Source organism: Limnohabitans sp. Rim8, from assembly GCF_943326455.1.
In the GTDB taxonomy this organism is placed as follows: Bacteria; Pseudomonadota; Gammaproteobacteria; order Burkholderiales; family Burkholderiaceae_C; genus Limnohabitans_A.
Window position 1 is genome coordinate 41,827 of sequence record NZ_CALPTI020000004.1, and the last position, 25,205, is coordinate 67,031.

At 59.3% G+C, this 25,205-nt stretch carries 25 protein-coding genes; 11 read left to right on the plus strand and 14 right to left on the minus strand.

The annotated features are described in order from the left end of the window. Nucleotides 1-4 precede the first annotated feature (4 nt). Both Q1M54_RS03940 and Q1M54_RS03945 read right to left on the minus strand, forming a co-directional pair. Nucleotides 5-178: a DUF924 family protein gene (locus tag Q1M54_RS03940; RefSeq protein ID WP_366146248.1), complete on the minus strand. Its 174-nt coding sequence runs from the start codon at nucleotides 176-178 to the stop codon at nucleotides 5-7. Next, nucleotides 175-2,001 carry a glutamine--tRNA ligase/YqeY domain fusion protein gene (locus Q1M54_RS03945; RefSeq protein ID WP_300554219.1) on the minus strand — a complete coding sequence of 609 codons (1,827 nt, stop codon included), beginning with the start codon at nucleotides 1,999-2,001 and terminating at the stop codon, nucleotides 175-177. The genes Q1M54_RS03940 and Q1M54_RS03945 overlap by 4 nt, the downstream gene beginning before the upstream one ends. Before the next feature lie 162 nt (nucleotides 2,002-2,163). Between Q1M54_RS03945 and Q1M54_RS03950 the strand changes: the two genes are divergently transcribed. Next, nucleotides 2,164-2,541: a hypothetical protein gene (locus tag Q1M54_RS03950; RefSeq protein ID WP_300554222.1), complete on the plus strand. Its 378-nt coding sequence runs from the start codon at nucleotides 2,164-2,166 to the stop codon at nucleotides 2,539-2,541. Between the two features lie 30 nt (nucleotides 2,542-2,571). Here the strand turns inward: Q1M54_RS03950 and Q1M54_RS03955 are convergent, their stop codons facing one another. Then, nucleotides 2,572-3,087: a retropepsin-like aspartic protease gene (locus Q1M54_RS03955; protein ID WP_300554226.1), complete on the minus strand. Its 516-nt coding sequence runs from the start codon at nucleotides 3,085-3,087 to the stop codon at nucleotides 2,572-2,574. Nucleotides 3,088-3,229: 142 nt separating this feature from the next. On the opposite strand from Q1M54_RS03955, the gene Q1M54_RS03960 reads away from it, so the two are divergent. From Q1M54_RS03960 to Q1M54_RS03975, 4 genes are all read left to right on the plus strand, one after another. Continuing rightward, entirely contained in the window at nucleotides 3,230-4,054 is an 825-nt protein-coding gene (locus Q1M54_RS03960; protein WP_300554229.1) for an undecaprenyl-diphosphate phosphatase, read from the plus strand. A 100-nt stretch (nucleotides 4,055-4,154) separates the two neighbouring features. Continuing rightward, nucleotides 4,155-5,378: an MFS transporter gene (locus tag Q1M54_RS03965; protein ID WP_300554231.1), complete on the plus strand. Its 1,224-nt coding sequence runs from the start codon at nucleotides 4,155-4,157 to the stop codon at nucleotides 5,376-5,378. A 25-nt stretch (nucleotides 5,379-5,403) separates the two neighbouring features. Continuing rightward, nucleotides 5,404-5,901 carry a nuclear transport factor 2 family protein gene (locus tag Q1M54_RS03970; protein ID WP_300554233.1) on the plus strand — a complete coding sequence of 166 codons (498 nt, stop codon included), beginning with the start codon at nucleotides 5,404-5,406 and terminating at the stop codon, nucleotides 5,899-5,901. A gap of 31 nt (nucleotides 5,902-5,932) precedes the next feature. Next, nucleotides 5,933-6,745 (plus strand): enoyl-CoA hydratase, encoded by an 813-nt coding sequence (locus tag Q1M54_RS03975; RefSeq protein WP_300554236.1) that lies wholly within the window; start codon nucleotides 5,933-5,935, stop codon nucleotides 6,743-6,745. 79 nt (nucleotides 6,746-6,824) lie between these two features. On the opposite strand, the gene Q1M54_RS03980 is transcribed toward Q1M54_RS03975, so the two are convergent. The 3 genes from Q1M54_RS03980 to mutS are packed head-to-tail and all read right to left on the minus strand — an operon-like array spanning nucleotide 6,825 to nucleotide 11,127. Further along, a complete protein-coding gene (locus Q1M54_RS03980) occupies nucleotides 6,825-7,628 on the minus strand; it encodes an alpha/beta hydrolase (protein WP_300554239.1) in 804 nt (267 codons plus the stop codon). Then, nucleotides 7,628-8,455 carry a proteasome-type protease gene (locus Q1M54_RS03985; RefSeq protein WP_300554242.1) on the minus strand — a complete coding sequence of 276 codons (828 nt, stop codon included), beginning with the start codon at nucleotides 8,453-8,455 and terminating at the stop codon, nucleotides 7,628-7,630. The genes Q1M54_RS03980 and Q1M54_RS03985 overlap by 1 nt, the downstream gene beginning before the upstream one ends. A gap of 11 nt (nucleotides 8,456-8,466) precedes the next feature. After that, nucleotides 8,467-11,127 carry a DNA mismatch repair protein MutS gene (gene mutS, locus Q1M54_RS03990; protein WP_300554245.1) on the minus strand — a complete coding sequence of 887 codons (2,661 nt, stop codon included), beginning with the start codon at nucleotides 11,125-11,127 and terminating at the stop codon, nucleotides 8,467-8,469. Between the two features lie 141 nt (nucleotides 11,128-11,268). On the opposite strand from mutS, the gene Q1M54_RS03995 reads away from it, so the two are divergent. Beyond that, complete coding sequence (locus Q1M54_RS03995; RefSeq protein WP_300554247.1) at nucleotides 11,269-12,600, plus strand: hemolysin family protein; 1,332 nt, start codon at nucleotides 11,269-11,271, stop codon at nucleotides 12,598-12,600. 66 nt (nucleotides 12,601-12,666) lie between these two features. Here the strand turns inward: Q1M54_RS03995 and Q1M54_RS04000 are convergent, their stop codons facing one another. After that, nucleotides 12,667-13,614 carry an inositol monophosphatase family protein gene (locus Q1M54_RS04000; RefSeq protein ID WP_300554250.1) on the minus strand — a complete coding sequence of 316 codons (948 nt, stop codon included), beginning with the start codon at nucleotides 13,612-13,614 and terminating at the stop codon, nucleotides 12,667-12,669. Nucleotides 13,615-13,763: 149 nt separating this feature from the next. Here Q1M54_RS04000 and Q1M54_RS04005 point away from each other — a divergent pair, with 149 nt between their 5' ends. Both Q1M54_RS04005 and cysE read left to right on the plus strand, forming a co-directional pair. Further along, complete coding sequence (locus tag Q1M54_RS04005) at nucleotides 13,764-14,507, plus strand: RNA methyltransferase (RefSeq protein WP_300554253.1); 744 nt, start codon at nucleotides 13,764-13,766, stop codon at nucleotides 14,505-14,507. A gap of 11 nt (nucleotides 14,508-14,518) precedes the next feature. After that, complete coding sequence (cysE, locus tag Q1M54_RS04010; RefSeq protein ID WP_300554256.1) at nucleotides 14,519-15,286, plus strand: serine O-acetyltransferase; 768 nt, start codon at nucleotides 14,519-14,521, stop codon at nucleotides 15,284-15,286. A gap of 3 nt (nucleotides 15,287-15,289) precedes the next feature. Here the strand turns inward: cysE and dnaG are convergent, their stop codons facing one another. After that, a complete protein-coding gene (gene dnaG / locus Q1M54_RS04015; RefSeq protein ID WP_300554259.1) occupies nucleotides 15,290-17,389 on the minus strand; it encodes a DNA primase in 2,100 nt (699 codons plus the stop codon). Between the two features lie 124 nt (nucleotides 17,390-17,513). Here dnaG and Q1M54_RS04020 point away from each other — a divergent pair, with 124 nt between their 5' ends. Then, complete coding sequence (locus Q1M54_RS04020) at nucleotides 17,514-19,172, plus strand: acyl-CoA synthetase (protein WP_300554262.1); 1,659 nt, start codon at nucleotides 17,514-17,516, stop codon at nucleotides 19,170-19,172. A gap of 12 nt (nucleotides 19,173-19,184) precedes the next feature. Here the strand turns inward: Q1M54_RS04020 and Q1M54_RS04025 are convergent, their stop codons facing one another. From Q1M54_RS04025 to Q1M54_RS04045, 5 genes are all read right to left on the minus strand, one after another. After that, on the minus strand, nucleotides 19,185-19,733 hold the full coding sequence (locus Q1M54_RS04025) for an NUDIX hydrolase (RefSeq protein WP_300554265.1): 549 nt from the start codon (nucleotides 19,731-19,733) through the stop codon (nucleotides 19,185-19,187). 113 nt (nucleotides 19,734-19,846) lie between these two features. Further along, nucleotides 19,847-21,163, minus strand: a complete 1,317-nt coding sequence (locus tag Q1M54_RS04030; protein WP_019425405.1) for a TRAP transporter large permease — start codon at nucleotides 21,161-21,163, stop codon at nucleotides 19,847-19,849. Continuing rightward, nucleotides 21,160-21,648 carry a TRAP transporter small permease gene (locus Q1M54_RS04035; RefSeq protein WP_300554268.1) on the minus strand — a complete coding sequence of 163 codons (489 nt, stop codon included), beginning with the start codon at nucleotides 21,646-21,648 and terminating at the stop codon, nucleotides 21,160-21,162. Before Q1M54_RS04035 ends, Q1M54_RS04030 begins: the two co-directional genes overlap by 4 nt. A gap of 130 nt (nucleotides 21,649-21,778) precedes the next feature. Then, nucleotides 21,779-22,810, minus strand: a complete 1,032-nt coding sequence (locus tag Q1M54_RS04040; protein WP_300554271.1) for a TRAP transporter substrate-binding protein — start codon at nucleotides 22,808-22,810, stop codon at nucleotides 21,779-21,781. Between the two features lie 183 nt (nucleotides 22,811-22,993). Next, the gene (locus Q1M54_RS04045; protein ID WP_300554273.1) at nucleotides 22,994-23,689 is read right to left on the minus strand and encodes a fumarylacetoacetate hydrolase family protein; all 696 of its coding nucleotides are present in this window, start codon (nucleotides 23,687-23,689) and stop codon (nucleotides 22,994-22,996) included. An 82-nt stretch (nucleotides 23,690-23,771) separates the two neighbouring features. Between Q1M54_RS04045 and Q1M54_RS04050 the strand changes: the two genes are divergently transcribed. Beyond that, complete coding sequence (locus Q1M54_RS04050) at nucleotides 23,772-24,215, plus strand: MarR family winged helix-turn-helix transcriptional regulator (protein WP_300554276.1); 444 nt, start codon at nucleotides 23,772-23,774, stop codon at nucleotides 24,213-24,215. Nucleotides 24,216-24,223: 8 nt separating this feature from the next. Here the strand turns inward: Q1M54_RS04050 and Q1M54_RS04055 are convergent, their stop codons facing one another. After that, nucleotides 24,224-24,526, minus strand: coding sequence for an antibiotic biosynthesis monooxygenase (locus Q1M54_RS04055; protein ID WP_300554279.1), 303 nt, complete (start codon nucleotides 24,524-24,526; stop codon nucleotides 24,224-24,226). A gap of 109 nt (nucleotides 24,527-24,635) precedes the next feature. Here Q1M54_RS04055 and Q1M54_RS04060 point away from each other — a divergent pair, with 109 nt between their 5' ends. After that, entirely contained in the window at nucleotides 24,636-25,202 is a 567-nt protein-coding gene (locus tag Q1M54_RS04060) for a phosphohydrolase (RefSeq protein WP_300554281.1), read from the plus strand. The last annotated feature ends 3 nt before the right edge of the window (nucleotides 25,203-25,205 follow it).

Genomic DNA, 25,205 nt, shown 5'->3' on the forward strand with positions numbered 1-25,205 from the left:
AGATTTAAAACCCCGACCCCGGCTCACTCAAAAACGCCAGCTCCTCGGCCATGGATAGGCGGCCGAGGATGGCACAAGTTTGGAATAAAGGGTGGGGGTACCGGCCAAAGCGCTCGATGATGGCTTGGTGGCGCTGCTCGAAACGCAGGGTGTCTTCCAGGCACGGCTGAGGAATCACTTACCCCAGCTGTCCTTCAACCCCGTCACCCGGTTGAACACCGGCTTGGCGCCCGCCACATGATCCAGGCGGTCCGCCACAAAGTACCCAAAGCGCTCAAACTGGAACTTCTGGTCTGGCTGCGCCCCGGCCAGTGATGGCTCCACATACGCGGTGACCACTTTCAGGCTGTCCGGGTTCAGGCTTTGCAAGAAGTCTTTGCCGCCCGCGTCGGGGTGCGCTTCGGCAAACAGGCGGTCGTACAGGCGAACCTCGGCCTTGACGCCGTCGGCCACGCTCACCCAGGTGATGGCGGCTTTGGCTTTGACGCTGTCGGCGCCGGGCGTGCCGCTCTTGGTGCCGGGAATCACTTTGGCATGCACCTCTGTAACGTTGCCCGCCGCGTCGCGTGCGCAGCCGGTGCATTCGATGACGTAGCCGCCCTTCAGGCGCACCACGTTGCCGGGGAACAAGCGCTTGTAGCCCTTGGGCGGCACTTCTTCGAAGTCTTCGCGCTCGATCCACACTTCCTTGCCGATCTTGAATGCGCGGTCGGCAGGCGGCGTTTGGCCATCAAGCAATGCGCTGTGGGGCAGGGCGGGTTGGGTGCAGGCTTCGGTGTAGCCGTCGCTGCCAAAGGCCTCGGCCCAGTTGGTCAGCACCAGCTTGAGGGGGTCGAGCACGGCCATGCCGCGGTGGGCTTTGTTTTCCAGGTCTTCGCGCAGGCACCCTTCGAGCGTGCTGTAGTCGATCCAGGAATCGCTTTTGGTCACGCCAATGCGGTCGGCAAACAGGCGCAGGCTTGTCGGGGTGTAGCCCCGGCGGCGCATGCCCGCGATGGTTGGCATGCGCGGGTCGTCCCAGCCGCTGACTTTGCCTTCATTGACCAGTTGCGCCAGCTTGCGTTTGCTGGTGATGACGTAAGTGAGGTTCAGACGGGCAAATTCATATTGTTTGGGGCTGGGCGCGGCCAGCAGCTTGCACTCGCACAGGCGCTCCATCAGCCAGTCGTAAAACGGGCGCTGGTCTTCGAACTCCAGCGTGCAGATGCTGTGGGTGATTTGCTCCAGCGCGTCTTCGATGGGGTGGGCAAAGGTGTACATCGGGTAGATGCACCAGGTGTCGCCCGTGTGGTGGTGGGTAGCGCGGCGGATGCGGTAGATGGCCGGGTCGCGCATATTGATGTTGGGCGAGGCCATGTCGATCTTGGCGCGCAGCACGGCAGCGCCATCGGCCAGCTTGCCGTCCCGCATGTCGCGGAAGCGCGCCAGGTTTTCTGCCACCGTGCGGGTGCGGAAAGGGCTGTCCACGCCGGGTTTGCCAAAGTCGCCCCGGTTGGCGCGCATGTCTTCGGCACTTTGTTCGTCCACATAGGCGTGGCCAGCTTCAATCAGCGCTTCGGCTGCGCGGTACATGAAGTCGAAGTAGTCACTGGCTTGGTAGGGCGCGGCTGAGCCTGCGGCCTGGCCGAGTTGGGCCCAGTCAAAGCCGAGCCATTTCACGGCGTCGATGATGCTGTTGACGTACTCGGTGTCTTCTTTTTCGGGGTTGGTGTCGTCAAAGCGCAGGTGGCACACGCCGCCGTACTCTTGCGCCAGCCCAAAGTTGATGCAGATGCTTTTGGCGTGGCCCACATGCAAATAGCCGTTGGGCTCGGGCGGAAAGCGGGTGCGGATCTTGGCTGGATCGGGCTCGCCTGCAGCGTGGTGCGCAGCGTCGCCGGGGCTGCCTGCCCAGCGGCGGCTGGCGTAGGTGCCCTGCTCGATGTCTTTTTCGATGATCTGGCGCAGGAAGTTGCTGACCTTGTGGTCGGCTTCAGGGACTTTGTCGGTGGGGGAGGTCATAGCGCTTGATTTTAGGGGTTGGCGCAGGCTTGAGCTGGCCGGGTCTGTTACGAATGGATACCACTGTCAAGCGCTGGCGGTGCACCAATGGCCAGTCTGGCGCGCTAAGCATGCAGGGAGCCTGCTTTCAAGACAAGCCAACCTCATCAAAGGACCTTTGCCATGCGTTCATTCAAATTGTCATTCTCCAGAGCCATCGCGCTGCTCGGCCTGCTGGGTTTGGGCCTGGCTCAGGTGGGCTGCGCCCATTCGGTGGTGGAACCGTCTGTGTCGGTGCACTCGCGCATCGGCCATTTCCCGGTGTACACCCAGATAGGGATGCCCAGCCCGGTGATTTATGGCCCGCCGCCTCGGGTGATTTACGCCCCGCCACCACCACCGCCCCGTGTGGTGTATGTGCCCCGGGTCTATGCGCCTGTTCACGGTTGGGGACATGGGCATGACGGCCACCAAAGGACCCATGAACGCAGGCACTTTCGGCGCGATGACGGCGGATTCGGACAGGGTGGGGGTGGTCATCGGGAGCCATGGCGCCGCTGATGGTAATGGTCCCCCGGGGTTTGTCGAACCTCAAGGTCGTTGACGCAAGACCATTTCGTCGCGCCGGATTTCCACGTCAAAGTGCTTCAAAAATGCCTGGCCCAGCAGCGCTTGTTCGGGCGGCATGCCCGTGAGGCCCACGGTGACGCTGGCATCGTTGAGTACCAGATGCCCCGCCCGCACGGGCACGCTGCGCACCAGCTGGCCGGGGCGCTGGCCGTTCGCAGTGTGCAAAGTGATGCTTTGGCCCGCTGGCAGCCCGGCCTGGGTGGCCAGCGCCTGACTCACGCTCACATGGCTGGCACCGGTGTCCACCAAAAAGCGCACCGGCTGGCGGTTGACTTCACCCTCCACATGAAAATGCCCATCGCGCTGGCGCGGAATGACCAGATCGCCCGAGCTGAGGGCATAGGGCTTGAGGCTGGCCTGGCGGTTTTGCTCCATGCGATCAAACACCAGATACAGCACCCCCGCCACAGCCAACCAAACGGCGGCGATGGCGAAGGCGCCGAGGCGGGCGGTTGAGTGGAGGGAGGGCGGTGGCATGACAGGCAATATAGCGGCACTGCAGTATGGGTCGGCAAGGCCGCGCCGTTCAAAAGGCCAAACCACTGACCGATTGGCCAAGCACGCCCTGCAACTGGGACAGCACAAAGACGATAATCACTCCAGTTTTTGAGGAGCGTTTGTGGATTTGATGCTGTTGCTGAAAGCCGCCGTGATGGGTGTGGTCGAGGGTTTGACCGAGTTCTTGCCGATCTCGTCCACCGGGCATTTGATTTTGGCCGGGGCTTTGCTGGGCTTTGACGACGACAAGGCCAAGGTGTTCGACATCGCCATCCAGACGGGCGCGATTTTGGCGGTGATCATTGTGTACTGGCAAAAGATCAGCAGCACGGTGCGCGCCTTGCCGCACAGCGCAGACGCCCAACGTTTTGCCTTGAACGTGTTCATCGCCTTTGTGCCTGCCGTGATTTTGGGCTTGCTGTTTGGCAAGGCCATCAAGGCGAACTTGTTCACGCCCGAGGTGGTGGCCACCAGTTTCATCGTGGGTGGCTTCATCATTTTGTGGGCCGAGCGCCGACAGGCTCGTTCGGTGCACATTGCCGAGGTGGAAGACATGCGTTGGCAAGACGCCTTGAAGGTGGGCTTGGTGCAGTGCCTGGCCATGATTCCGGGCACCAGCCGCAGCGGCGCGACCATCATCGGCGGCATGTTGCTGGGCATGTCGCGCAAGGCGGCAACTGACTTCTCGTTTTACCTGGCGATTCCCACACTGATCGGCGCGGGCGCATACAGCCTGTACAAAGACCGCGCCTTGCTGAGCATGGCCGACGCGCCGATGTTTGCGGTGGGCTTGGTGTTTTCGTTTTTGAGCGCCTGGGTGTGTGTGCGCTGGCTGCTCAAGTTCATCTCGACCAACAGCTTCGAGGTGTTCGCTTGGTATCGGATCGTGTTCGGTCTGGTGGTGCTGGGCACCAGCTACTTTGGGCTGGTGAGCTGGGCGGCTTGATCGGGTGCACCTAGGCGACATGCTGGGCTTTGGGTCACGCCCAGAATGGAAGTCCCTTGTTTGACGCATCCTGCGGATGCGTTGGTTCACAAACCCCTGCATGCCTGTCGTCCTGTCCAACTCTTTTCGCCGTCTGGCTTGGTCCAATTTGCTGGCCCAGTCGGCCGAGCAACTGAGCCTGGCCGCTGTGCCCATTGTGGCGGTGCTGTTGCTGCAGGCTGGCCCCGGTGAAATTGGTTTGCTGGCCTCCATCCAATCGTTGCCGTTTTTGCTGCTGTCCATGCCGCTGGGCCTGCTGGCCGACCGCACTTCGCGCACACGCTTGATGGCCCTGGCCGAGACGCTGCGGGCCTTGGCTTTGTTGTTGTTGCTGGTGCTGATCGTCACGGGGCATGTGTCGATTGCGGCTTTGGCCATCATTGGTTTCATCGCGGCGGTGGGCACGGTGGCCTTCAGTGTGGCGGCGCCTTCCTTGGTGCCTGCTTTGGTACAGGTTGATGGACTGGCCCAAGCCAATGGGCGGCTGGAGTTGGCACGCAGCGCGGCCTTTGCAGCAGGCCCGGCTTTGGCTGGGGCCTTGATCGCGTGGACCGGTGCGTCGGCGGCCTTTGTGCTGTCGGGCATGTTGTCGGTGGCGGCGGTGTTGTGCCTGCGTGGCATCCGCGAGCCTGAACGCGCAGCCATGCCGGCTCGCCACCCTTTGCTGGAGTTGCAAGACGGGGCCAAGTGGGTGTGGCAGAGCGATCTGCTTCGGCCCATGATGTTTTGCTCGATTGCCTGGAACATTTCCTGGTTCATGCTGCAAGCGGCCTATGTGCCCTATGCCATCCACGATTTGGGGCTGGATGCGAGTGGCGTGGGCGTGACGCTGGCTTTGTATGGCGTGGGCATGATCGTGGGCGCATTGCTGGCGCCGCGTGTGGTGGGAGCGCTGCCGTTTGGGCAGGCGATTTTGTTGGGGCCTTATTTTTCGGTGCTGGCGGCGGTCACCATGGCGCTGACCTTGTTTTGGCCGCATGGCTGGTTGGCGGCCTTGTCTTACTTTTTCTTTGGAGCGGGGCCGATCATCTGGACCATCACCTCGACCACCTTGCGCCAGACAGTGACGCCTGCGGCCATGATCGGGCGGGTCACGTCGATCAACATCGTGGCCAGTACAGGCGCACGCCCGCTGGGTGCGGCGCTGGGTGGTGTGGTGGGGGTGAGCTTTCCGGTGTCAGTCAGCCTGTGGTGCGTGGTTCTGGGCTTTGGGCTGCAGGCCATCATCATCAGCGCGTCCAAGGTGCGCACACTCAAGCGATTGCCTGAGCTCTTGCCCGATTGATTTAAAAAAAAGAGGAGACAAGACCATGCAACAAACCGCGTTTGAAGAATTACTCCAGCGTTTTTCGGCCGCCGCCGAAGCGGGCGATGGCGAGGCCTTTGCGCAGTGTTTCACGCCAGACGGCATCTACCATGACTACATCTATGGCGACCACACGGGCCGCGCCGACATCGCCCACATGATGAGCGACCTGTTCCACCGCGATGCAGGGCCCGATTACCGCTGGGAGATGTTCGAGCCCGTGTGCAATGGGCAGTTGGCCTATGCGAGGTCTTTGTCGAGCTTCACCTCGAAGGTGCCTGAGTTTGCAGGGCGGCAGGTGGTGATCGACGGCATCAGCCGCTTTGCGTTGCGTGACGGGCTGATTTGCGATTACAGCGAATCGGTCAATGGCGGCGTGGCCATGGTGCAGCTGGGGGTGGCTGCGCCGCGCCTGGAAAAGGTGCTCAAGCGCTGGAGCCAGCAGCTGTTGGACCAGCCCGCGACCCTAGCGTTTTTGGCCCGTGGCAAGCGCACGGTGTGAGTTGTTCAATCCTTCTTTGAAAGGCCAAGCCATGAGTTACCAAGACATCCTCTATAACGTCGAACACCGCATCGCGACCATTACCTTGAACCGGCCCGACAAGCTCAACGCATGGACCGCCATCATGGAGCGCGAGGTGCGACAGGCCATGGACGCTGCCGCTGCAGACGAGGGTGTGCGCGCCATCGTGCTCACCGGTGCAGGACGCGGCTTTTGCGCAGGGGCCGACATGGATTTGCTCAAGGGTCTGGACCCGAGTGACATCACGGCGACGACCTGGACAAAACCTTTCGATGTGAACCAGCGGCTCGACTACCAGACGCGCTACGGGTATTACCCGGCGATCCCCAAGCCGGTGATCGGCATGCTGAACGGCGCAACCGCAGGTATTGGGCTGGTGCACGCCTTGTATTGCGACATCCGGTTTGCGGCAGACAACGCGGTGTTCACCACCGCGTTTTCAAGGCGGGGCTTGATTGCCGAGCACGGCTTGAGCTGGATGCTGCCCCGCATCGTGGGTCAGGCCAACGCGATGGACTTGCTGCTGTCGGCCCGCAAAGTGTTGGCCCCTGAAGCGCAGGCCATGGGTTTGGTCAACAAGGTGTTTGCCCCAGACGCTTTGGCTGCTGCAACCTATGCTTATGCGCGTGACTTGGTGGACAACGTGTCGCCCCGCTCTATGTCGGTGATCAAGCGCCAGCAGTATGACGCGCCGTTTCAGACGCTGGCAGAAAACAACCGCCAGGCCAACGTGGAGATGGCCCTCAGTTTCGCGAGTGATGACTTCCGTGAGGGGGTGGCGCATTTCTTGGAGAAACGCGCACCGCAATTCACGGGCAACTGAGGCTCAGGGGAAGCCACAGAGGCCAACACGGCCCAGTGGGCGTTTTTGTATGCTCAGAACAGCGTGTAGGCCATGGGTTTCAGACACCCAAGTTGCGCAGTGAGGCCTCGATTGCTGCGGCTGTGGCCAGCGGCTTTTCCATGGGAAAGAGGTGAGAGCCGTCAATCATCATGATGCGGCCTTTGACCACTTTGTGCGTGAGGTCGGTGCCAGCTTGGCGCATTTCGGCCGAGTGGGTGCCACCCATGAAAGCCACCGGACATTTGAGCGGATGACGCTTGAGCAGGCTGTCGAGTTTGTGCGGCAGGCTGTTGTAGATGGCGGTTTCAATGTCGCGGTCAAAGCTCAATACGCGTTGGCCGTTTTCGTTGTGCGTGCCGTGGTCGATGTAGTCTTGCAACACCTGCCTGTCCCACCTGGCAAAAGATTTTTTGTGCGCAAAGCTCTCCATCGCCGCTTGGGCATCGGGCCAGTGGTGGCGGCGTTTTTGGCTGATGCGGCCTGGCGACACCGAGCCCACCAAAGCAGTGCGTTTGGCCAGGCCGAGAGTGGTGGCCCGCCAGCCGCCCAGCACGGGTGAGTCGATCAAGAGCACACCGCGGGCCAGCTCGGGGTGGCGGGCGGCGCACATCAGGCTCAAGATGCCGCCCAGTGAGTGGCCGACCAAGAAGGCGGGTTCGCCGTCGCCTTGCTGCGCCTTGGCAAAGTCGGCCAGTTGCTGCACCAAGTGGGGCCAGTTGTTGGTGACGGGGTATTGCGGGTCATGGCCAAATTTTTCGATGGCATCGACTTGAAAGCCACGCTGGCGCAGGCTGTTAAAAATCACGCTGTATGTACTGGCCGGGAAGCTGTTGCCATGGGAGAAGATGATGCGCGCGGCCATCAGATCAACTTTTCTTCAGGCGTGGTGATCTTCTTGAGCAAGGTGTTGCGCTGCGCGGGCACCATGAGCGGGATGTCGGTCGCACCGCCGTTCCACATGGGATCTTCGATGCTGTCGAACATCTGGCGCAGTTTGTCGCCCCAGCTTGTGCGCAGCATTTTGAAATAGGGGTTGTGCTCGTCGATGCACATGATGCGGTCGGTCTGCAGACTGCCAGCTTGGTAGACCACCATGTCGAGCGGCAGGCCCACTGACAGGTTGGATTTGAGGGTGGAGTCCATCGACACCAACGCGCATTTGGCGGCTTCGTCCAGCGGGGTGTTGGGGGTGATCACACGGTCCAGCACAGGCTTGCCGTATTTGGATTCACCAATCTGGAAGTAGGGTGTCTCTTCGGTCGCTTCGATGAAATTGCCAGGCGAATACACCTGAAACAAGCGCATGCCTTCGCCGCCGATTTGGCCGCCAAAGATCATGGACACGTTGAACTCCACACCCGAAGCCCGCAGCGCAGCGGCGTCGCGCTCGTACACGCGGCGCACGGCCGCGCCCAGCACCCGCGTGGCGTCGAACATGCTTTTGGCGTTCCAGATGGTCAGGGGTTCGTCTTGACCGGGCTCGACCAGTTTTTCGATTTGCAGCACTTCACGCACCGATTGCGAAATGCTCAGGTTGCCTGCCGACAGCAGCGTCATGAAGCGATCACCTGCTTTTTCATAGACGATCATTTTGCGGAAGGTGCTGATTTGGTCGAGGCCCGCGTTGGTGCGGGAGTCAGACAAGAACACCAGTCCGGCGCGGGTTTTGACGGCAACGCAATAGGTCATGAATGGGCTCTTTAAGTTTTAGGCAGCATGCGCTGCAAGGCATAGAGGGCGTCGAGCGCTTCGCGGGGGCTGAGAGCGTCGGGGTTGATTTGGGCCAGCGCCACTTCGATGGGGCTGGGGCCTGTGGCTTCGGACTCGGGCGGGGCGGCGAACAGGTCCACCTGCTGGCGGCTCTCGGTGGCCCCAGCTTCGAGCGCGCTGAGCGCGTGCCGCGCGTGGTTGAGCACGGCCGCAGGCATGCCCGCGAGCCGCGCCACTTGTACGCCATAACTTTTGCTGGCGGGTCCGGCTTGCAATTCGTGCAAGAACACAATGGATGAGCCCGATTCGGCAGCGCTCACATGCATATTGACAGCCGCCGTGTGCGTGGCCGGAAACTCGGTGAGCTCAAAGTAGTGCGTGGCAAACAGCGCAAAGGCCTGCGTTTTGTTGTGCAGGTGCGTGGCGATGCCGCTGGCCAGGGCGAGGCCGTCAAAGGTGGAGGTGCCGCGCCCGATTTCGTCCATCAGCACCAAGCTGTGCGGCGTGGCACTGTGCAAGATTTGCGCGGCTTCGGTCATCTCCAGCATGAAGGTGGATTGCGCGTTGGCCAGGTCGTCGGCCGCACCAATCCGGGTGTGGATGGCGTCAATCGGACCCAGGCGGCAGCGGCTGGCGGGCACATGGCTGCCAATGCTGGCCAGAAGCACGATGAGTGCCACTTGGCGCATGTAGGTCGATTTGCCGCCCATGTTGGGGCCGGTGATGATTTGCAATCTCTGCTTGGGGCCCATCAGCGTGTCGTTGGCGATGAAGCTGGCGCCCGAGATCTGGGCCAGGCGCGCTTCGACCACCGGGTGGCGGCCTTGGCGAATTTCGATGCAGGGCTCTTTGGTGAATTCAGGGGTGCACCAGTTGAGTGTCAAAGAACGTTCGGTCAATGCACACACAACGTCGAGCGAAGCCATGGCCTGAGCCAAAGCCGTGAGCGCGGGCACAAAGGGCTGCAATTGGTCGAGCAGGCCTTCGTAAAGCCATTTTTCGCGGGCCAAGGCGCGCTCTTGCGCCGACAGGGCTTTGTCCTCAAAGGTTTTGAGCTCGGGCGTGATGAAGCGCTCGGCGTTTTTGAGGGTCTGACGGCGGCGGTAGTCGTCGGGTACTTTGTCCAGTTGCCCTTGCGTGACCTCGATGTAAAAACCGTGCACTTTGTTGAACTGCACCCGCAGGTTGGCGATGCCGGTGCGCTCTTTTTCGCGGGTTTCCAGATCGAGCAAGAACGCATCGCAGTTGGTTTGTATGCCGCGCAGTTCGTCCAGCTCGGCGTCCAGGCCGTCTGCGATCACACCGCCGTCTCGCACCAAGGCCGAGGGTTCTTCGAGCAGGGCCATCTGCAGCAGCTCAGCGCAATGGGTGGGCGGTGTGAGCCAGCGGGCCATGCCGGCCAGCAGGCTGTCGGGCTCGGGCTGCAGTGCCTGCAATTGCAGCGACAGCGCCGCCGCACGCGCCAGCGCATGGCGCAGGGCCACCAGCTCGCGCGGACGGACCTGGCGCAGTGCGGTGCGGGCGGTGATGCGCTCCACGTCGCTCGCACCTTTGAGCTGTTCGCGCAGGCTGCTCCAGGCACCCGATCCACTGTCGCCGCGCAAAACAGCTTGAGCTTGCAGACGTTCAATGGCGGTTTGGCGGTCACGCGGCGGGCTGAGCAGCCAGTTTTTGAGCAGGCGGCTGCCCATGCCGGTCATGCAGGTGTCAAGCAGGGCAAACAGCGTGGGCGAGTCTGAAGCGCTTTCGCCGCGCAGGGTTTGCGTCAGCTCCAGGTTGCGGCGGGTGCTGGCGGGCAGGTCAATCAGAGCGTCCGAGCGCTGCACCTGCACCCGCTGCACATGCGGCAGGCTGCGGCCCTGGGTGTGTTCGGCATAGGTGAGGAGGGCCGCAGCGGCGGCATGCGCATCGGCCAGGGCATCGGCGCTCCAGGCGGCGAGCGACGCGGCCTGCAACTGATCGAGCAGTTTGCGCTGGCCCAAGCCAGTGTCAAATTGAAAATCCGGCCGCAAGGCCAGTGACCAGTTGCCCCGGCCTGCGGTTTTGAGGCCGCGCAGTTTTTGCTCAAACGTGGGCGTCATGCCCGCGCTGGCCAGCAGTTCGCTGGGGGCGATGCGGTCGATCCAGTCGGCCAGCTCGTCCTGTGCGCATTCGGCCAGGTGCACCATGCCTTGGGTGACGCTCAGCCACGCCAAGCCGCAGCGGTTTTTGCCCGCTTGGTGCACGGCCAGCAAGATGGCTTCGCTTTTGTCGGAGAGCAGCTCGGCGTCGGTCAGGGTGCCGGGGGTGACCACGCGCACCACTTTGCGCTCGACCGGGCCTTTGGATGTGGCCACATCGCCCACTTGTTCGCAAATGGCCACCGACTCGCCCAGCTTGATCAAGCGGGCCAAATAGGTTTCCATCGAATGAAAAGGCACGCCCGCCATCATCACGGGCTGCCCGGCCGACTGGCCACGGCGTGTCAAGGTGATGTCGAGCAGGCTTGCAGCTTTTTCGGCATCGGCAAAGAACAACTCATAGAAGTCGCCCATGCGGTAGAACACCAGCGTGTCTGGAAATTCCGCCTTGATGCCCAGATACTGAACCATCATGGGCGTGTGGCCGGCGTGGTCAGCGGGGTTCGGTGCAGGGGGCATGTCGTTGGGCATCAAGAACGGGACCAGATTGCGTCAAAGTCACCGGGTTCGGGAGTGGGTTTGGAAAGCTAGTATTGATTTTAGTGGGAGTGAGGTGCGGGCTTCTTTACAATCGTGGCAACGAAACTCCCAGGGCTCGAGCGAGCCCCTTGTATGGAAATAGCGATACTTTTTGCCCTCATCCTCCTGAACGGCTTGTTTGCCATGTCTGAGATTGCACTGGTCACTGCCAGAAAAGCCAGACTTCAGAAGTTGATTGATGAGGGCGACAGCGGCGCTGCAGCGGCTGTCAAATTGGGCGAAGACCCCACCCGTTTTTTGTCCACCATCCAGATTGGCATCACCTCAATTGGCGTTTTGAACGGTATTGTGGGTGAAGCTGCACTGGCTGAGCCCTTGTCGCAGTGGCTGGTGAGCTTGGGTGTTCCTCAGGCTTACGCCAGTTTTGGTGCCACCGCCTTGGTGGTTTTGACCATCACTTATTTCTCGATTGTGGTGGGCGAGTTGGTGCCCAAGCGCATCGGCCAGTCTTATCCCGAAACCTTTGCCCGATTGGTGGCTCGGCCCATCAATCTGCTGGCGCTGGCCACCAAACCCTTTGTGATTTTGTTGTCGGCTTCGACACGCGCTTTGTTGCGCTTGATGGGTGTGAAGGAGACCAAGGGTACGCCTGTGACCGAGGAAGAAATCCACGCCATGCTGGTCGAAGGTACGTCGGCCGGCGTGATCGAGTCGCACGAACACACCATGGTGCGCAACGTGTTCCGCTTGGACGACCGCCAAATCGGCTCGCTCATGGTGCCGCGTGCAGACATCGTGTGTCTGGATGTGGACGACTCGTTTGAAGAGAGCTTGCGCCTGATCGAAGACTCAGACCACGCCCGTTTTCCGGTGGTGCAAGGCGGCATTGAAAACATCTTGGGCGTGATCAATGCCCGCCAGTGGCTGGCACGCGCCCTGAAAGACCCTTCGCATCCGCAATCCTTGCAAGAGCAGGGTTTGCAAGCGCCTTTGTATGTGCCCGAGACCATCACCGGCATGGAGCTGCTCGACAACTTCAGGTTGTCGGACGTGCACATGGCCTTTGTGATCGACGAGTACGGAGAGGTGCAGGGCATCATCACGCTGCAGGACTTGATCGAGGCGATCACAGGCGAGTTCCAGCCGCGCGACCCCGAAACATCTTGGGCGGTGCAGCGTGACGATGGCAGTTGGCTGCTTGACGGCCACATTCCGGTGCCGGAACTCAAGGACCGCCTGGGCTTGGACGAGGTGCCCGAAGAAGAGCGTGGCCGTTACCACACCTTGAGCGGCATGATCATGCTGCTGACCGGCACTTTACCCAAAGTCGCCGACTCGGTGGTCTGGGAAGGTTGGAAGTTAGAAATCGTGGACATGGACGGCCGTGCCATTGACAAGGTTCTGGCAGTTCGCCTGCCGCCCAAACTGGACGAAGCCGAAGATTCCCTTTTTTCTGCGCTGTGACTTATAAAAAAAGCACCCATCTTTGGGTGCTTTTTTTTGGGGCGCTGCCGCGCCCTGGTAGAGGGTTTAAAAAGGCGCGTCCTTGCGTTCTTCTTGGGGCTGTGCGCCCTCTTCGGTGGGCTCTGCATCCGGGTTGTGCGTGTCGCCTGTCCGTTCGCGGCTCAGGGCGTCTACGGCGGTGCGCACATTGGCCTTGTCGCCCGCGCTGGCGAATTTGCTGTATTTGCCCAAGATGGTGACCAACTGGCCGTAAATGCGGGGCGCACCGGCCAAGCATTCTTTTTGTTCCAAAAAGTCAGATTCACCCGTGAAGTTGCCGATCAGGCCTCCGGCTTCGGTCACCAGCAGCGAGCCTGCAGCCACGTCCCAAGGCGACAAACCTGTTTCAAAGAAGCCATCCGTAAATCCGGCTGCCACATAAGCCAGGTCGAGCGCGGCGGAGCCGGGGCGGCGCAGGCCGGCGGTGCGCTGCATCACGTCGCCCATCATGCGCAGGTACTGGTTGAAGTTGTCGCCCTTGCGGAACGGAAAACCCGTGGAAATGATGCATTCCTGCAGGCGGATGCGCTTGCTCACGCGCAGGCGGCGATCGTTCATGAAGGCACCACGGCCTTTGGTGGCAGTGAACAAATCGTTTCGGGTGGGGTCGTAAATGACGGCTTGTTCGATCTTGCCGCGCACTTGCAGGGCAATGCTCACGCAGTAAACAGGGAAGCCGTGGATGAAGTTGGTCGTGCCGTCTAGGGGGTCGATGATCCAGATGTGGTCAGCGAGGGGGTTACCGAATTCTCGGCCCGACTCTTCGGCCAGAATGCCGTGGTCAGGGTAGGCGGTCAGCAAGGTTTCGATGATGACTTTTTCGCTGGCGTGGTCGACTTCGGTGACGAAATCATTGACCTGTTTTTGCGAAATGCGAACCGCCTCCACGTCAAGGGCAGCGCGGTTGATGACGGCGCCAGCGGCGCGTGCAGCCTTGATGGCCACGTTGAGCATGGGGTGGAGATTGGACGACATGAATTGTGTGAAGAACGGGGTGGGCCCACGCACGATCGCGGCGGCAAGGGTGGCATTTTCTCATGAAAAACAGGGGTCTTCGTCATAAGTGCGTAACGGTCAGCAGAGGCAGGCCCGCGAGGGTGCGCTTGAGCATGGACAATCGGGGCATGCAAACGCGATTCATCCTGATAGAAACCAGCCATGCTGGCAATGTGGGCGCCGCCGCTCGGGCCCTGAAAGTCATGGGCTTTGACGAGTTGGTTTTGGTCGCCCCGCGCTGGCCCAATGTGCTGCGCAAAGAAGAAACCATCCAACGCGCCAGTGGGGCCAACGATGTGCTGGCCAAAGCCCGCGTGGTCGATACGCTCGAAGAAGCCTTGGATGGTGTGACCCATCTGTGCGCCACGGCCATGACGCCGCGTGATTTTGGCCCGCCCACCCGTTCGCCTCGCGAACACTTTGCAGAACTGACCCAACCTGGAGCATCCGCACAAAGCGTGGCTTTCTTGTTCGGGTCTGAGCGTTTTGGCATGAAAAACGAGGACGTTTACCGCTGCCATGTGTCATTGTCAATTCCCACCCATCCGCAGTTTGGGTCGCTCAATTTGGGCTCGGCCATCCAGGTCATCGCTTACGACTGGCGCGTGGCACTGGGTGGCTTTCCAGTGCAGGATGCTGTGGCCCCCGCTGACAAAGCCGACGCGCAGCAGGTGGCCGGTATGTTGACCCATTGGGAACAGGCGCTGACCGGCATTGGCTTTTTGGACCCAGCTGCGCCCAAAAAGCTCATGCCCCGTCTGAACCAACTTTTCAACCGCGCAGACCTCAGCCCGGAGGAAATCCATATCTTGCGCGGGGTGGCTAAAGCCATGATTCAAGCAGCGGACGCAAACAAACAAGTCAAGCGATAGACTCGGTGCCTATGTTTTCTCGTCTTCGCTCCGACATCCAATGCATTCTTGACCGTGACCCAGCGGCACGCACCGCTTGGGAGGTGCTGACCTGCTACCCCGGCTTGCATGCTTTGGTCCTGCACCGCAGAGCCCACTGGTGCTGGAACCACGGTTTCAAGTGGCTGGGTCGTTTCATTTCACACATCTCGCGCGGCTTGACTGGCATCGAAATTCACCCTGGAGCCAAGATTGGTGAGCGGGTGTTTTTTGACCATGCCATGGGCGTGGTGGTGGGTGAGACGGCCGAGATCGGTGACGGTTGCACCATTTACCAAGGCGTGACCTTGGGCGGCACCTCACTTTACAAAGGAGCCAAACGTCACCCGACTTTGGGTCGCGATGTGGTGGTCAGCGCCGGGGCCAAGGTGCTGGGCGGCTTTGAAGTGGGCGATGGGGCCAAGATTGGCAGCAATGCCGTGGTGATCAAGCCCGTACCCGCTGGGGCAACCGCAGTGGGCATTCCGGCCCGCATCATTCCCTCCAAACAAGGTGAGAGCGCCGATGTGTCGGGAACCGATCGCAAGTTCAGCGCTTATGGCATCACCCAAGACGACGACCCGGTCAGTCAGGCTTTGCGGGGTTTGATCGATAACGCAGCTGGCCAGGAGCAACAGATCTCGATGATCTGGAAAGCCCTAGAGGCTTTGTGTGAACAGCAACAGATCCCCGTACCGGGTGTGGGCGCAGCCCGTGAAACTTTTGAGGCCGACAAGTTCAATCAGCTGGTGGGCAAATAAGCCTCAGTCTGAAGAGATCAAGGCCGCTGCGGCCTTGAGTTCGCGCCAACGTTTGTCCAGGCTGCTGTAACGCGCCAGTGCATCGGGGTCTGCACCGGCCTGGTGTTGGGCCAAGGCTGCGTTCTTGAGTTGTTGCAAGTGATCCACCATGAGCATGTTGAGCAGTCTGCGCAGCTCAAGCCGGGCTTCTTGCAGATCGGGCGGAGTGGCCTCTTCGCTACCGGCCACAACGTTCATTTTGTCTTGCGCGACCCATCGTATGGCTTCTTCGGCAAACGGCTGGCCCAGCATCTGCTCGCGCAAAGTGGACCAACCCAAGGCCCCTTGTTCGTGAAATTGCGATTCGAGCCAGGCAAACAAAGGGCCGTGTGGTGCAGGCAGAGCACACAGCATGGCATGGTCTTCGCCGCCTATCGTTTCCCACAGCGCCATATTGCCCAGCAGAACACGCGCGGCATGGTCAGCCCGGCTGGCGGGCACGGTGCGTGGGCCCGTGTACACAGGTGCTGGTTCACGCTTGTACTTGCCGTTGACAAACTTGCCGCCCGGCGTCCAGTTGGGGTTTTTGCGGGGCCAGTTGTTGGCACCTGCGTTGTAGGTTTTGTCAAAGGTGGAAGCGCTTGGGGCAAAACCGCTATCGCTTGCCCAACCGGGCGGGGCGCCATAACTGGGCTCAAATGGATGATCGCTATCCCCAGAAGGATTGACGGCACGGCTGAAAGCGTAATTGGTGGCCACCTGGGAAGCTGGGGCGGCACCAGCGCCTGGCCCACGGGCTGCGGGCGCATAGCGTTGGTCTGTGGCGGCTTGCTGGGCCCAGAGCTTTTCGAGGCCTGCGGTTTCCAGCTGGATGAGTTGCGCCAGCTCTGACAGCAGTTGTTGCTTGAGTGCGCCATCGGGCAGCAATTGCCATAAGGGTCGGGCTTGGCTGGAGAGACGGGCGCGGCCTTCGGCGCTTTGCAGGTCGCAATCGGCGCTGGCTGCTTCAATCAAAAAGCGCGACAGCGGCATGGCCTGTTTGATCTGCTCGGCAAAAGCCTCTTGGCCAAATTCACGCACGTAGCTGTCGGGGTCGTGCTCTGCGGGCAAAAACAAAAACTTGATGCTGCGCACATCGGTGGCGTAGGGCAGGGCCCCGTCGAGCGCCTTGCGTGCAGCGCGGCGGCCTGCGCCGTCGCCGTCAAAGCTGAAAACGACCGAGTCGGTGAAGCGGAACAGTTTTTGCACATGGTCGGGCGTGCAAGCTGTGCCCAGCGTGGCCACCGCGTTGGCAAAGCCCAGCTGCGCCAGGGCCACCACGTCCATATAGCCTTCGGTCACCAGCACATAGCCTGCGCTGTGCAGGGCTTCGCGCGCTTCGTACAAGCCATACAGCTCGCGGCCTTTGTGAAAAACAGGGGTTTCGGGCGAGTTCAGGTATTTGGGCGTGCCCGAACCGATCACCCGCCCGCCAAAGCCGATGCACTCGCCTTTGATGTTGCGGATCGGGAACATGATGCGGTCCCGAAAACGGTCATAACGTTTGTCGTCTTCTTCGTTCACGATCACCAGACCCGATTCGGCCAAGAGCGGGTCGTCGTATTTAGGAAAGATGCTGGCCAGACTGCGCCAGCCCTCGGGCGCATAGCCTAGGCCAAAGCGTTTGGCGATCTGGCCTGACAGGCCCCGTCCCTTGAGATAGTCGATGGCATGCGGTGTGATCTTGAGCTGGTCGCGGTAGGCCTCACCTGCTTTTTCGAGCACATCGCTCAGGCTGTCTTGCTTGGCTTTTGCGGCGGCAGCGCGGGCGCGGTCTTCAGGCGACTGCTGCTCTTCGGGCACCTGCATGCCGGTTTGCTGGGCCAGGTCTTTCACGGCCTCGATGAAGGTCATGCCCGCGTGTTCCATCAAAAATCCGATGGCGTTGCCGTTTTTGCCGCAGCCAAAGCAGTGGAAAAACTGCTTGGTGGGACTGACGCTGAAGCTGGGGGATTTTTCACCATGGAACGGGCACAAGCCCATGAAGTTGACGCCACCTTTCTTGAGCTGCACGTACTTGCCCACGATGTCGACCACGTCGACGCGTGACAACAGCTCTTGGATGAAAGACTGGGGGATGGCCATTTGGCTATTTTCGCCGATAAGAAGGATCGGTTTGGTATGGTTTCGGGGCAAACCAGCATGGCTTTCAGCGCCAGCTCAGGCAAACTCTGGATCATTCAAACGTCAGACGCAACAGGACTTTTTCATGACCGATACCAAAGTGAGCATCTTTGACCAAGACTTGCCCCAGACCCCCGCCAACCATGCGGCCATATCACCGCTGAGTTTCATCGAGCGCACGGCCGAGATTTACCCCCAACGTTTGGCCATTGTGCACGGCGATGTGCGTCAGGACTGGGGCACGACCTACCGCCGCTGTCGCCAGCTGGCCAGTGCCCTCACGCAAGCGGGCATCGGTAAGAACGACACGGTGGCGGTGATGCTGCCCAACACCCCACCCATGGTGGAGGCGCACTTTGGCATTCCCATGGCCGGGGCTGTTCTCAACGCCCTGAACACCCGGCTGGACCCAGAGACCGTGGCCTTCATGCTCGACCACGGCGAGGCCAAGGCGGTGATCGTGGACCCAGAATTTGCGGGTGTGATGAAAAAAGCATTGGCGCTGCGCCAGACCACCCGGCCCATGTTGGTGATTGACGTGGAAGACGCGCTGTACTCCGGCCCCACCGAAAAATTGGGCACCTGCACCTACGCCGCCTTTGTGGCCAGCGGTGACGCCAACTTTGCCTGGAGCCTGCCCGCCAATGAGTGGGACGCGATTGCCTTGAACTACACCAGTGGCACCACGGGCAACCCCAAAGGTGTGGTCTACCACCACCGGGGCGCGGCGACGAATGCGATCTCGAACATTCTGGAATGGGACATGCCCAAGCACGCAGCTTACTTGTGGACGTTGCCCATGTTCCATTGCAACGGTTGGTGCTTTCCGTGGACAGTGGCGGCGCGTGCGGGCGTGAACGTGTGTTTGCGCAAGGTCGATGCGCAGGCCATGTTCGACGCCATGCGCGACCATGGCGTCACCCATTACTGCGGTGCGCCCATCGTGCACGGCCTGCTGGTCAATGCCCCGGCGGCCATGAAGGCGGGTGTGCCCGCAGGCATCAAGGCCATGGTGGCGGGCGCTGCGCCTCCGGCTTCGATGATCGAGGGCATGGAGCAGTTGGGCTTTGACTTGACCCATGTGTACGGCCTGACCGAGGTCTATGGCCCCGCCACGGTGTGCCCCAAACACCCTGAGTGGGATGCGCTTGACATCGGTGAGAGGGCTCGCCTGAACGCCCGCCAGGGCGTGCGCTACCACCTGCAGCGCGATGTACGCGTGCTCAATCCCGAAACCATGCAGCCCGTGCCTCAAGACGGCGAGACCATGGGCGAGATCATGTTCAAGGGCAACATCACCATGAAAGGCTATTTGAAGAACCCCAAGGCCACACAAGAAGCTTTTGCCGGTGGCTGGTTCCACAGTGGTGACCTGGCAGTGCAGTACCCCGACGGCTACTTCAAGATCAAGGACCGCAGCAAGGACATCATCATCTCGGGTGGCGAGAACATCTCATCGATCGAGGTGGAAGACGTGCTGTACCGCCATCCTGCTGTGCTGGCGGCGGCGGTGGTGGCCAAGCCCGATGTGCGCTGGGGCGAAACGCCTTGCGCCTTTGTGGAGCTCAAAGCCGATGCCCAGGTCACGGCGGAGCAGATCGTGGCGCACTGCAAGCAGCACCTGGCAGGCTTCAAGGTGCCGCGAGCGGTGGTGTTTGGGGAGTTGCCCAAGACCAGCACGGGTAAGATTCAGAAGTTTGAGCTGCGTAAGCAAGCCGGGTCGGCTTCAGCGATTGACATCTGATCTTCGCAGCGCTCAGGCAATGTCGAACGCGTGCGTGCCAAACTGACCCGCACGGCGGTCGGCAAAGTAGTGCTCCAGCGTTTCCTTGACGGTGCGAAAAGCCAATTCCTCCCAAGGGATTTCTGCTTCTGTGAACAGTCGCGCCTCCATGGTCTCATGGCCGGGGTCGAACACATCACTGGTCAAGCGCGCCCGGTAATACAAATGCACCTGGCCCACGCGGGGCACGCTCATCACGGTCAGCAAGTCTTCCATGATGAACTGCGCCCCGGCTTCTTCGGTCGTCTCGCGGGCAGCGCCCTCTGAGGTGGATTCGCCCAGCTCCATGAAGCCTGCGGGCAAGGTCCACTTGCCTTTGCGCGGCTCGATGTTGCGTTTGCACAGCAGGACCTGGTCGCCCCAGTGGGGTACGGTGCCCACCACGTTCAGGGGGTTTTCGTAGTGCACCGTGTTACAGGCAGTGCATATTGCCCGCATCTTGGTGTCACCGTCATCAGGAAGGCGACGAGCCACCAGAGCGCCGCATTGGCGGCAATGGCGAATGGTGCGGTCAAACATCATGGCAAGGGGCAATCAAAAAATGATCTGGGTAGTAAGTTGAAGTCTAACCAATTCTTTGAAAAAAAAGCCCCAAGCTTTGTTGCTTTGGGGCTTCGTTCAAGTGAAGTTTGACATCAGGTCAGGTATTGGATCAAAAACAAAGAAATTCCCGGGAAAAAGAGCAGCAACAAAGTGCGCAGGGTGTCACTGATCAGGAATGGCATGACGCCTTTGTAACTCTCGCTCAATGGCACATCCTTGGCCATCCCATTGACCACGTACACATTCAGGCCCACGGGCGGTGCCAGCATGCCAAAGCCAACCGTCATGAGGACCATGATGCCAAACCAAATGGCGGTGTGTTCTGGCGTCATGCCGAAGTCCAGCTTCATGATGATCGGGAAAAAGATCGGAATGGTCAGCAGCAACATGGACAACTCGTCCATGACGGCGCCCAAGACCACGTACAGCAGCAAGATGCCTGAAACCACCAACAGAGGAGCCAAGTTCATGGACACCACCAACTCGGCCAAATGGCCGGGTACTTGCGTCCTGGCCAAAGCCGCATTCATCACATCCGCGCCCATGAAAATCAGAAAAATCATGGCCGTGCTGAGCGCGGTGGCGTGAAAGCAATGCAAAAACTTGGACCAAGTCAACTCGCGCTTGAGGAGCGCCGCCAGAAACGTGGATGCAGCACCCACGGCGGCACCTTCGGTGGGGGTGAACAAGCCGCCATAGATACCGCCAAAGACGACCACAAAAATCATGGCGATGGGCAAAATGCCTTGCAGAGACTGAAAGGTGAGTTTTTCACGCTCTTCTTGGTCGGGCGCCTGGCCCGGAACCAGTCGCACATAAATCGCGATGGCGATCATGTAGCCCACCATGGCGATGATCCCTGGCAACATGGCTGCGGCAAACAATTTGGCGATGTTTTGCTGCGTCAAGATGGCATAAATCACCAAAGGCACAGAGGGTGGAATCAAAATGCCCAAGGTGCCCCCAGCGGCCAAAGTGCCGGTGGACAAGCGGCCCGAGTAGCCGTGGCGTTTCATTTCGGGCAAAGCCACGCCCGTGATGGTGGCTGCGGTGGCCACTGAAGAGCCACAAATGGCACCAAACGCGCCACTGGCCAAAACAGCCCCCATGGCCAATCCGCCTTTGAAGCGGCCCATGACCGCTGCAGCAAATTGAAACAAGGCTTTGCTGATGCCGCCTTGCGTTGCAAAGTGCCCCATCAAAATGAACAGGGGGATCACCGACAAATCGTAGTTGGCCAATCGCGCGAAGGCGAGGTTGTTCAAGAAGTTCAAAAAGGGCGTGAAACCCGTTTGCAAAACAAAGCCGGCCGTGCCCGCCAAGAACATGGCGCCTGCAATCGGAACACGGATCACCATCAGGCACAGCATGATGCCGAAAATCATCAAAGCCAAACTGATGGGTGTCATGACACGGCCCTGTGATGTTGGACAGTTTGAGTGGCTTGCGCGGCTGCAATCAACGCAGTGATGCCAAACGGAATGCACATGCTGGTGAACACGATCCAGTCAGGAAAGCCCAAGAGCATGGATGCCCCCATGGTTTCTTTGGCGTTGATGGCAGCCAAGCCGCAGCGCCAAGACAACAAAGCAAATATCACAGTCATCAAGGCATCGCCTAATCTGTCCAAGCGAAATAAGGTGGATTCCGTGCATTTGGCGGTGAAGAAGTCGACGATGATGTTTTCGCGCCTGAGTTGACACAGCGGCATGAACAAAGCAATGGCGGCGCCAGCGCCTACCCCGGTCAATTCAAAGTCACCAATGAGCGCCGAGCCCAACACGTTGCGCCCAAACAGGCTGTAGCAGGTCATGAGCATGACAGCAGTCAACACAAGCCCTCCCAGCAGGCTGCACATCAAGGCGATTCGCTCAAGGGCTTTAGAAAACATCATGGTGAAGTCAAAGTTCGCAGGTGGTTGGGTGCATGACCGTTGCGCTTAAAAAAATCAATAGACCGCCATGGAAGGCTCACAAAAAAAGAGCAGGAGGTGCTCCTGCTCTTTTTGAATGCGGGGCTGGTGCTTACTTGGTGTACTGCTTGATCAAGTCAGTAGCACTTTGCAACATGCCTTTGCCATCCATGCCTTTGCTGGTCATGTCAGCCACCCAAGCGTCGTCCAAGCTGTCGGTCGCTTTCTTCCATTTTTCAAGCTCAGCCTTGGGAATGATGCTGATTTTTTGGTTCGCGCTGGCTTCAAAAACTTTTTTACCGACAACATCGTGACCCGACTGCGTTCTGCCCATGAAGGCAGACAGTTCGCGTCCCGAATTTTTGTCAATCACCGCTTTCAGATCGGCAGGCAACGAGTCGTACTTGGCCTTGTTCATGGGCATCACAAACACGGTGGTGTACAGCGCGTTGTAAGTGCGATCGGTCTCGGCCGTGAAGTTGGTCAACTCGTTGACTTTCAGGCTGGGCGCCACTTCGTAAGGAATCACAGCACCGTCAATGACGCCTTTGGACAAAGCTTCAGGCACTTGAGGCACAGGCATGGACACGGGTGTCGCACCCATCAGGGCCAGCATGCGGCTGGATTGGCGAGTGGGGGCACGAACTTTCATGCCTTTCAAATCTGCCATTTGGGTCACAGGCTTGGCTTTGGTGTAGATGTTGCCTGGGCCGTGTACGTGAATGGCCAGCATCTTCACATCTTTGAAGTCGTCTTGGGCGAACTTTTGTGCAAAGTCCCAAGCTGCACGGCTGGTGGCCTCGGCATTGGTCATCATGAAGGGCAATTCGAACACTTCCAACTTGGCCAAACGGGGCGTGTGAATTTGCAAAGTCCAAGCCACATCCACCACGCCATCACGGGTCTGCTCGTAAAGCTGGACCGGTGTTCCACCCAACTGCATGGCTGGGAAAATGTCACATTTCAGGCGGTCCTTGGAGTCGCGTGCAATGTTTTTGCACCAGTCGCCCAGCATGGTGGTGTGCTGAATGGTTTGTGGGCCCAAGAAGTGGTGAACCTTCAGGGTGATGGTCTGGGCGTGAACGCCAAAACCAACGGCCATCAGGCCTGCGGCCAAGGCCGTTTGTTGCAGAATTTTTTTCATGAGCTTGTCTCCTGTGGGGTGTTCGAACCATGCCATGTTAAACCAACCGCTCGGTCGGTTTAAAGATAAAACATGAATTATGTTGCAAGTTAAAATGTGAAAACATAGGGTAAACACTATGTTTTATTGATTTTGAGCACTTTTATTCATGTTTCTCAGAGGCCCATTGACTGGGCTTGGTGATCAAACCATCTTGATTTGCAATGGCGACAGGCCTGCCACCGATCCGACCAATAAATCGCCTTTGACCACCGCAGCGACGCCCTCTGGGGTGCCGGTGTAAATCAAATCGCCGGCTTGCAGTTCCCACGCCGCCGACAGGTGTTCGATGGTTTCAGCCACGCTCCAGATGAGCTTGGAGATGTGGCTGCGCTGGCGGTCAGCGCCATTGACTTGCAGGCTGATTTCGGCGTTGTTGATGTCGTTGGTTTGACCCATCGGTGTGATGGGACCGATGGGGCCAGAGTGGTCGAACGCTTTGCCAATGCACCAGGGACGGCCTTGTTTTTTCATCTCGTTTTGCAGGTCGCGGCGCGTCATGTCCAAGCCCACGGCATAACCGTAAATGTGCTTGATCGAGTCGGCTGCCGAGATGTTGCGACCGCCTTTGCCAATGGCCACCACCAATTCAATCTCGTGATGCAGGTTCTGGGTCAAGCTGGGGTAGGGCATCGAGCCGGTTTGGCCAGCCTCGACGACCACGAGGCTGTCCGTGGGCTTGAGAAAAAAGAAGGGCGGCTCACGGCCGGTGAAGCCCATTTCTTTGGCGTGCTCTTCATAATTGCGCCCAACACAGTAAATGCGGTGAACCGGAAAGCGCTCCGTTTTGCCCAATACGGGCACCGAAACAGGCGGAGAAGGTGGAAACACAAAGCTCATGACGTGCTTTCAAAAAAATGGACGTTGGATGTTAATCCGATCTTTTGAAACCCAACAGACCCTCTAGTCACCCCGGTAACTTATGAACCCAGTCAAAAGTATTGATCTTCAAGCCACCCCAGGACATTTGATTCGTCGCGCTCAGCAAATCGCGGTGTCCATCTTTGCCGAACAGTTGACCGATGCCGATATCACGCCGGTTCAATTTGCGATTTTGAATGCCTTGCTGGACAGTCCGGGCATAGACCAAGTGAGTTTGGCCAAACGGGTGGCGTTTGACCCTGCGACATCGGGATCGGTCATTGGCCGTTTGGAGGCCAAAGCTTGGGTTGAGCGAAAAGCCGATCCGAACGATCGCCGACGAAAACTTTTGGTGGTCACCGCCGCAGGTGTGCAGGCCCTGGGCCAAGTTCAAAAAGATGTGGCGCGGATTCAGGAAAAAATCCTGAGTCCGCTGACCCCGCAAGAGCAAAGCCAATTTGTGCACCTTTTGTCGCGCTTGGTGCAAGGCCACCAAGCCGACTGATCACGCCATCAAGCAGAGGCGTAGGTCAACTCGAAATGCTCAACGTGGGGCGGTGCCGCGAAAAATGGGCCGACGATGGCACGCCATTCGGTAAAAAGCGCTGACTCGCGAAAGCCCACGGTGTGGTCTTCCAAGGTGTCCCAAAAAATTTGCAGCACAAAACGCTCGGGGTTTTCAATGCATCGGTTGACTTTGGCGCCCCGGTAACCCTTGGCTTTGCAGGCCACGGTGCTCAGGCCCAGTTCGATGGCTTTTTCAAACGCGGCTTGCTGACCGGCATGAATGCGGAAGTCGGCGAGTTCTAAGATCATGAAGGCTCCTGTAAAAGCAGCGACCTTACCGCAAGTCGTTGTCAGAAAACCTGAAAAGAACAAGGCAATCTGTCATCCATTTGACATCTCACACACTCAGAATGCTGCGATGCATTTCAGTACCGCAGACATCATCGGTCTCTACCGCCAAGCAGCTCACCGCATTCATTCGGGTGAGCGTGTGACCCATTTGGCGCACGCGTGGCAGTGCGGCCGCCTGGCAGAAAAGTCGGGTGCGAGTTTGGAATTGCAGTTGGCCAGTTGGCTGCACGACATAGGCCACTTGTGGTCACACCCAAGTGCCCCACCAACAGGTCCGGCTGTCAAAGGTCATGCCGCTTTGGGTTCAAGGCTTTTAGAGCCCTTGTTTGGCCTGGCCGTTTCTGAGCCTGTGCGCCTGCATGTTTTGGCCAAACGGTACTTGGTCACCACGCGTGCCAGTTACGCACGAAAACTGTCGCCACAAAGCCTAAAAAGTTTGACCCACCAAGGCGGCCACCTGAGTGAAGACGAGTGTGTTGATTTTGAAAGCCAGGCATTTTTTGCCGAGGCGATTCAGCTCAGGATATGGGATGACTTGGGTCAAAAAGACGGTTGGTTTGAGATCACGATTCAAGACGCGCTCGATCAGCTCGAGGGTTTGATGCAATCGGTCGCCGCCCTGTGCGTCACGTAATTT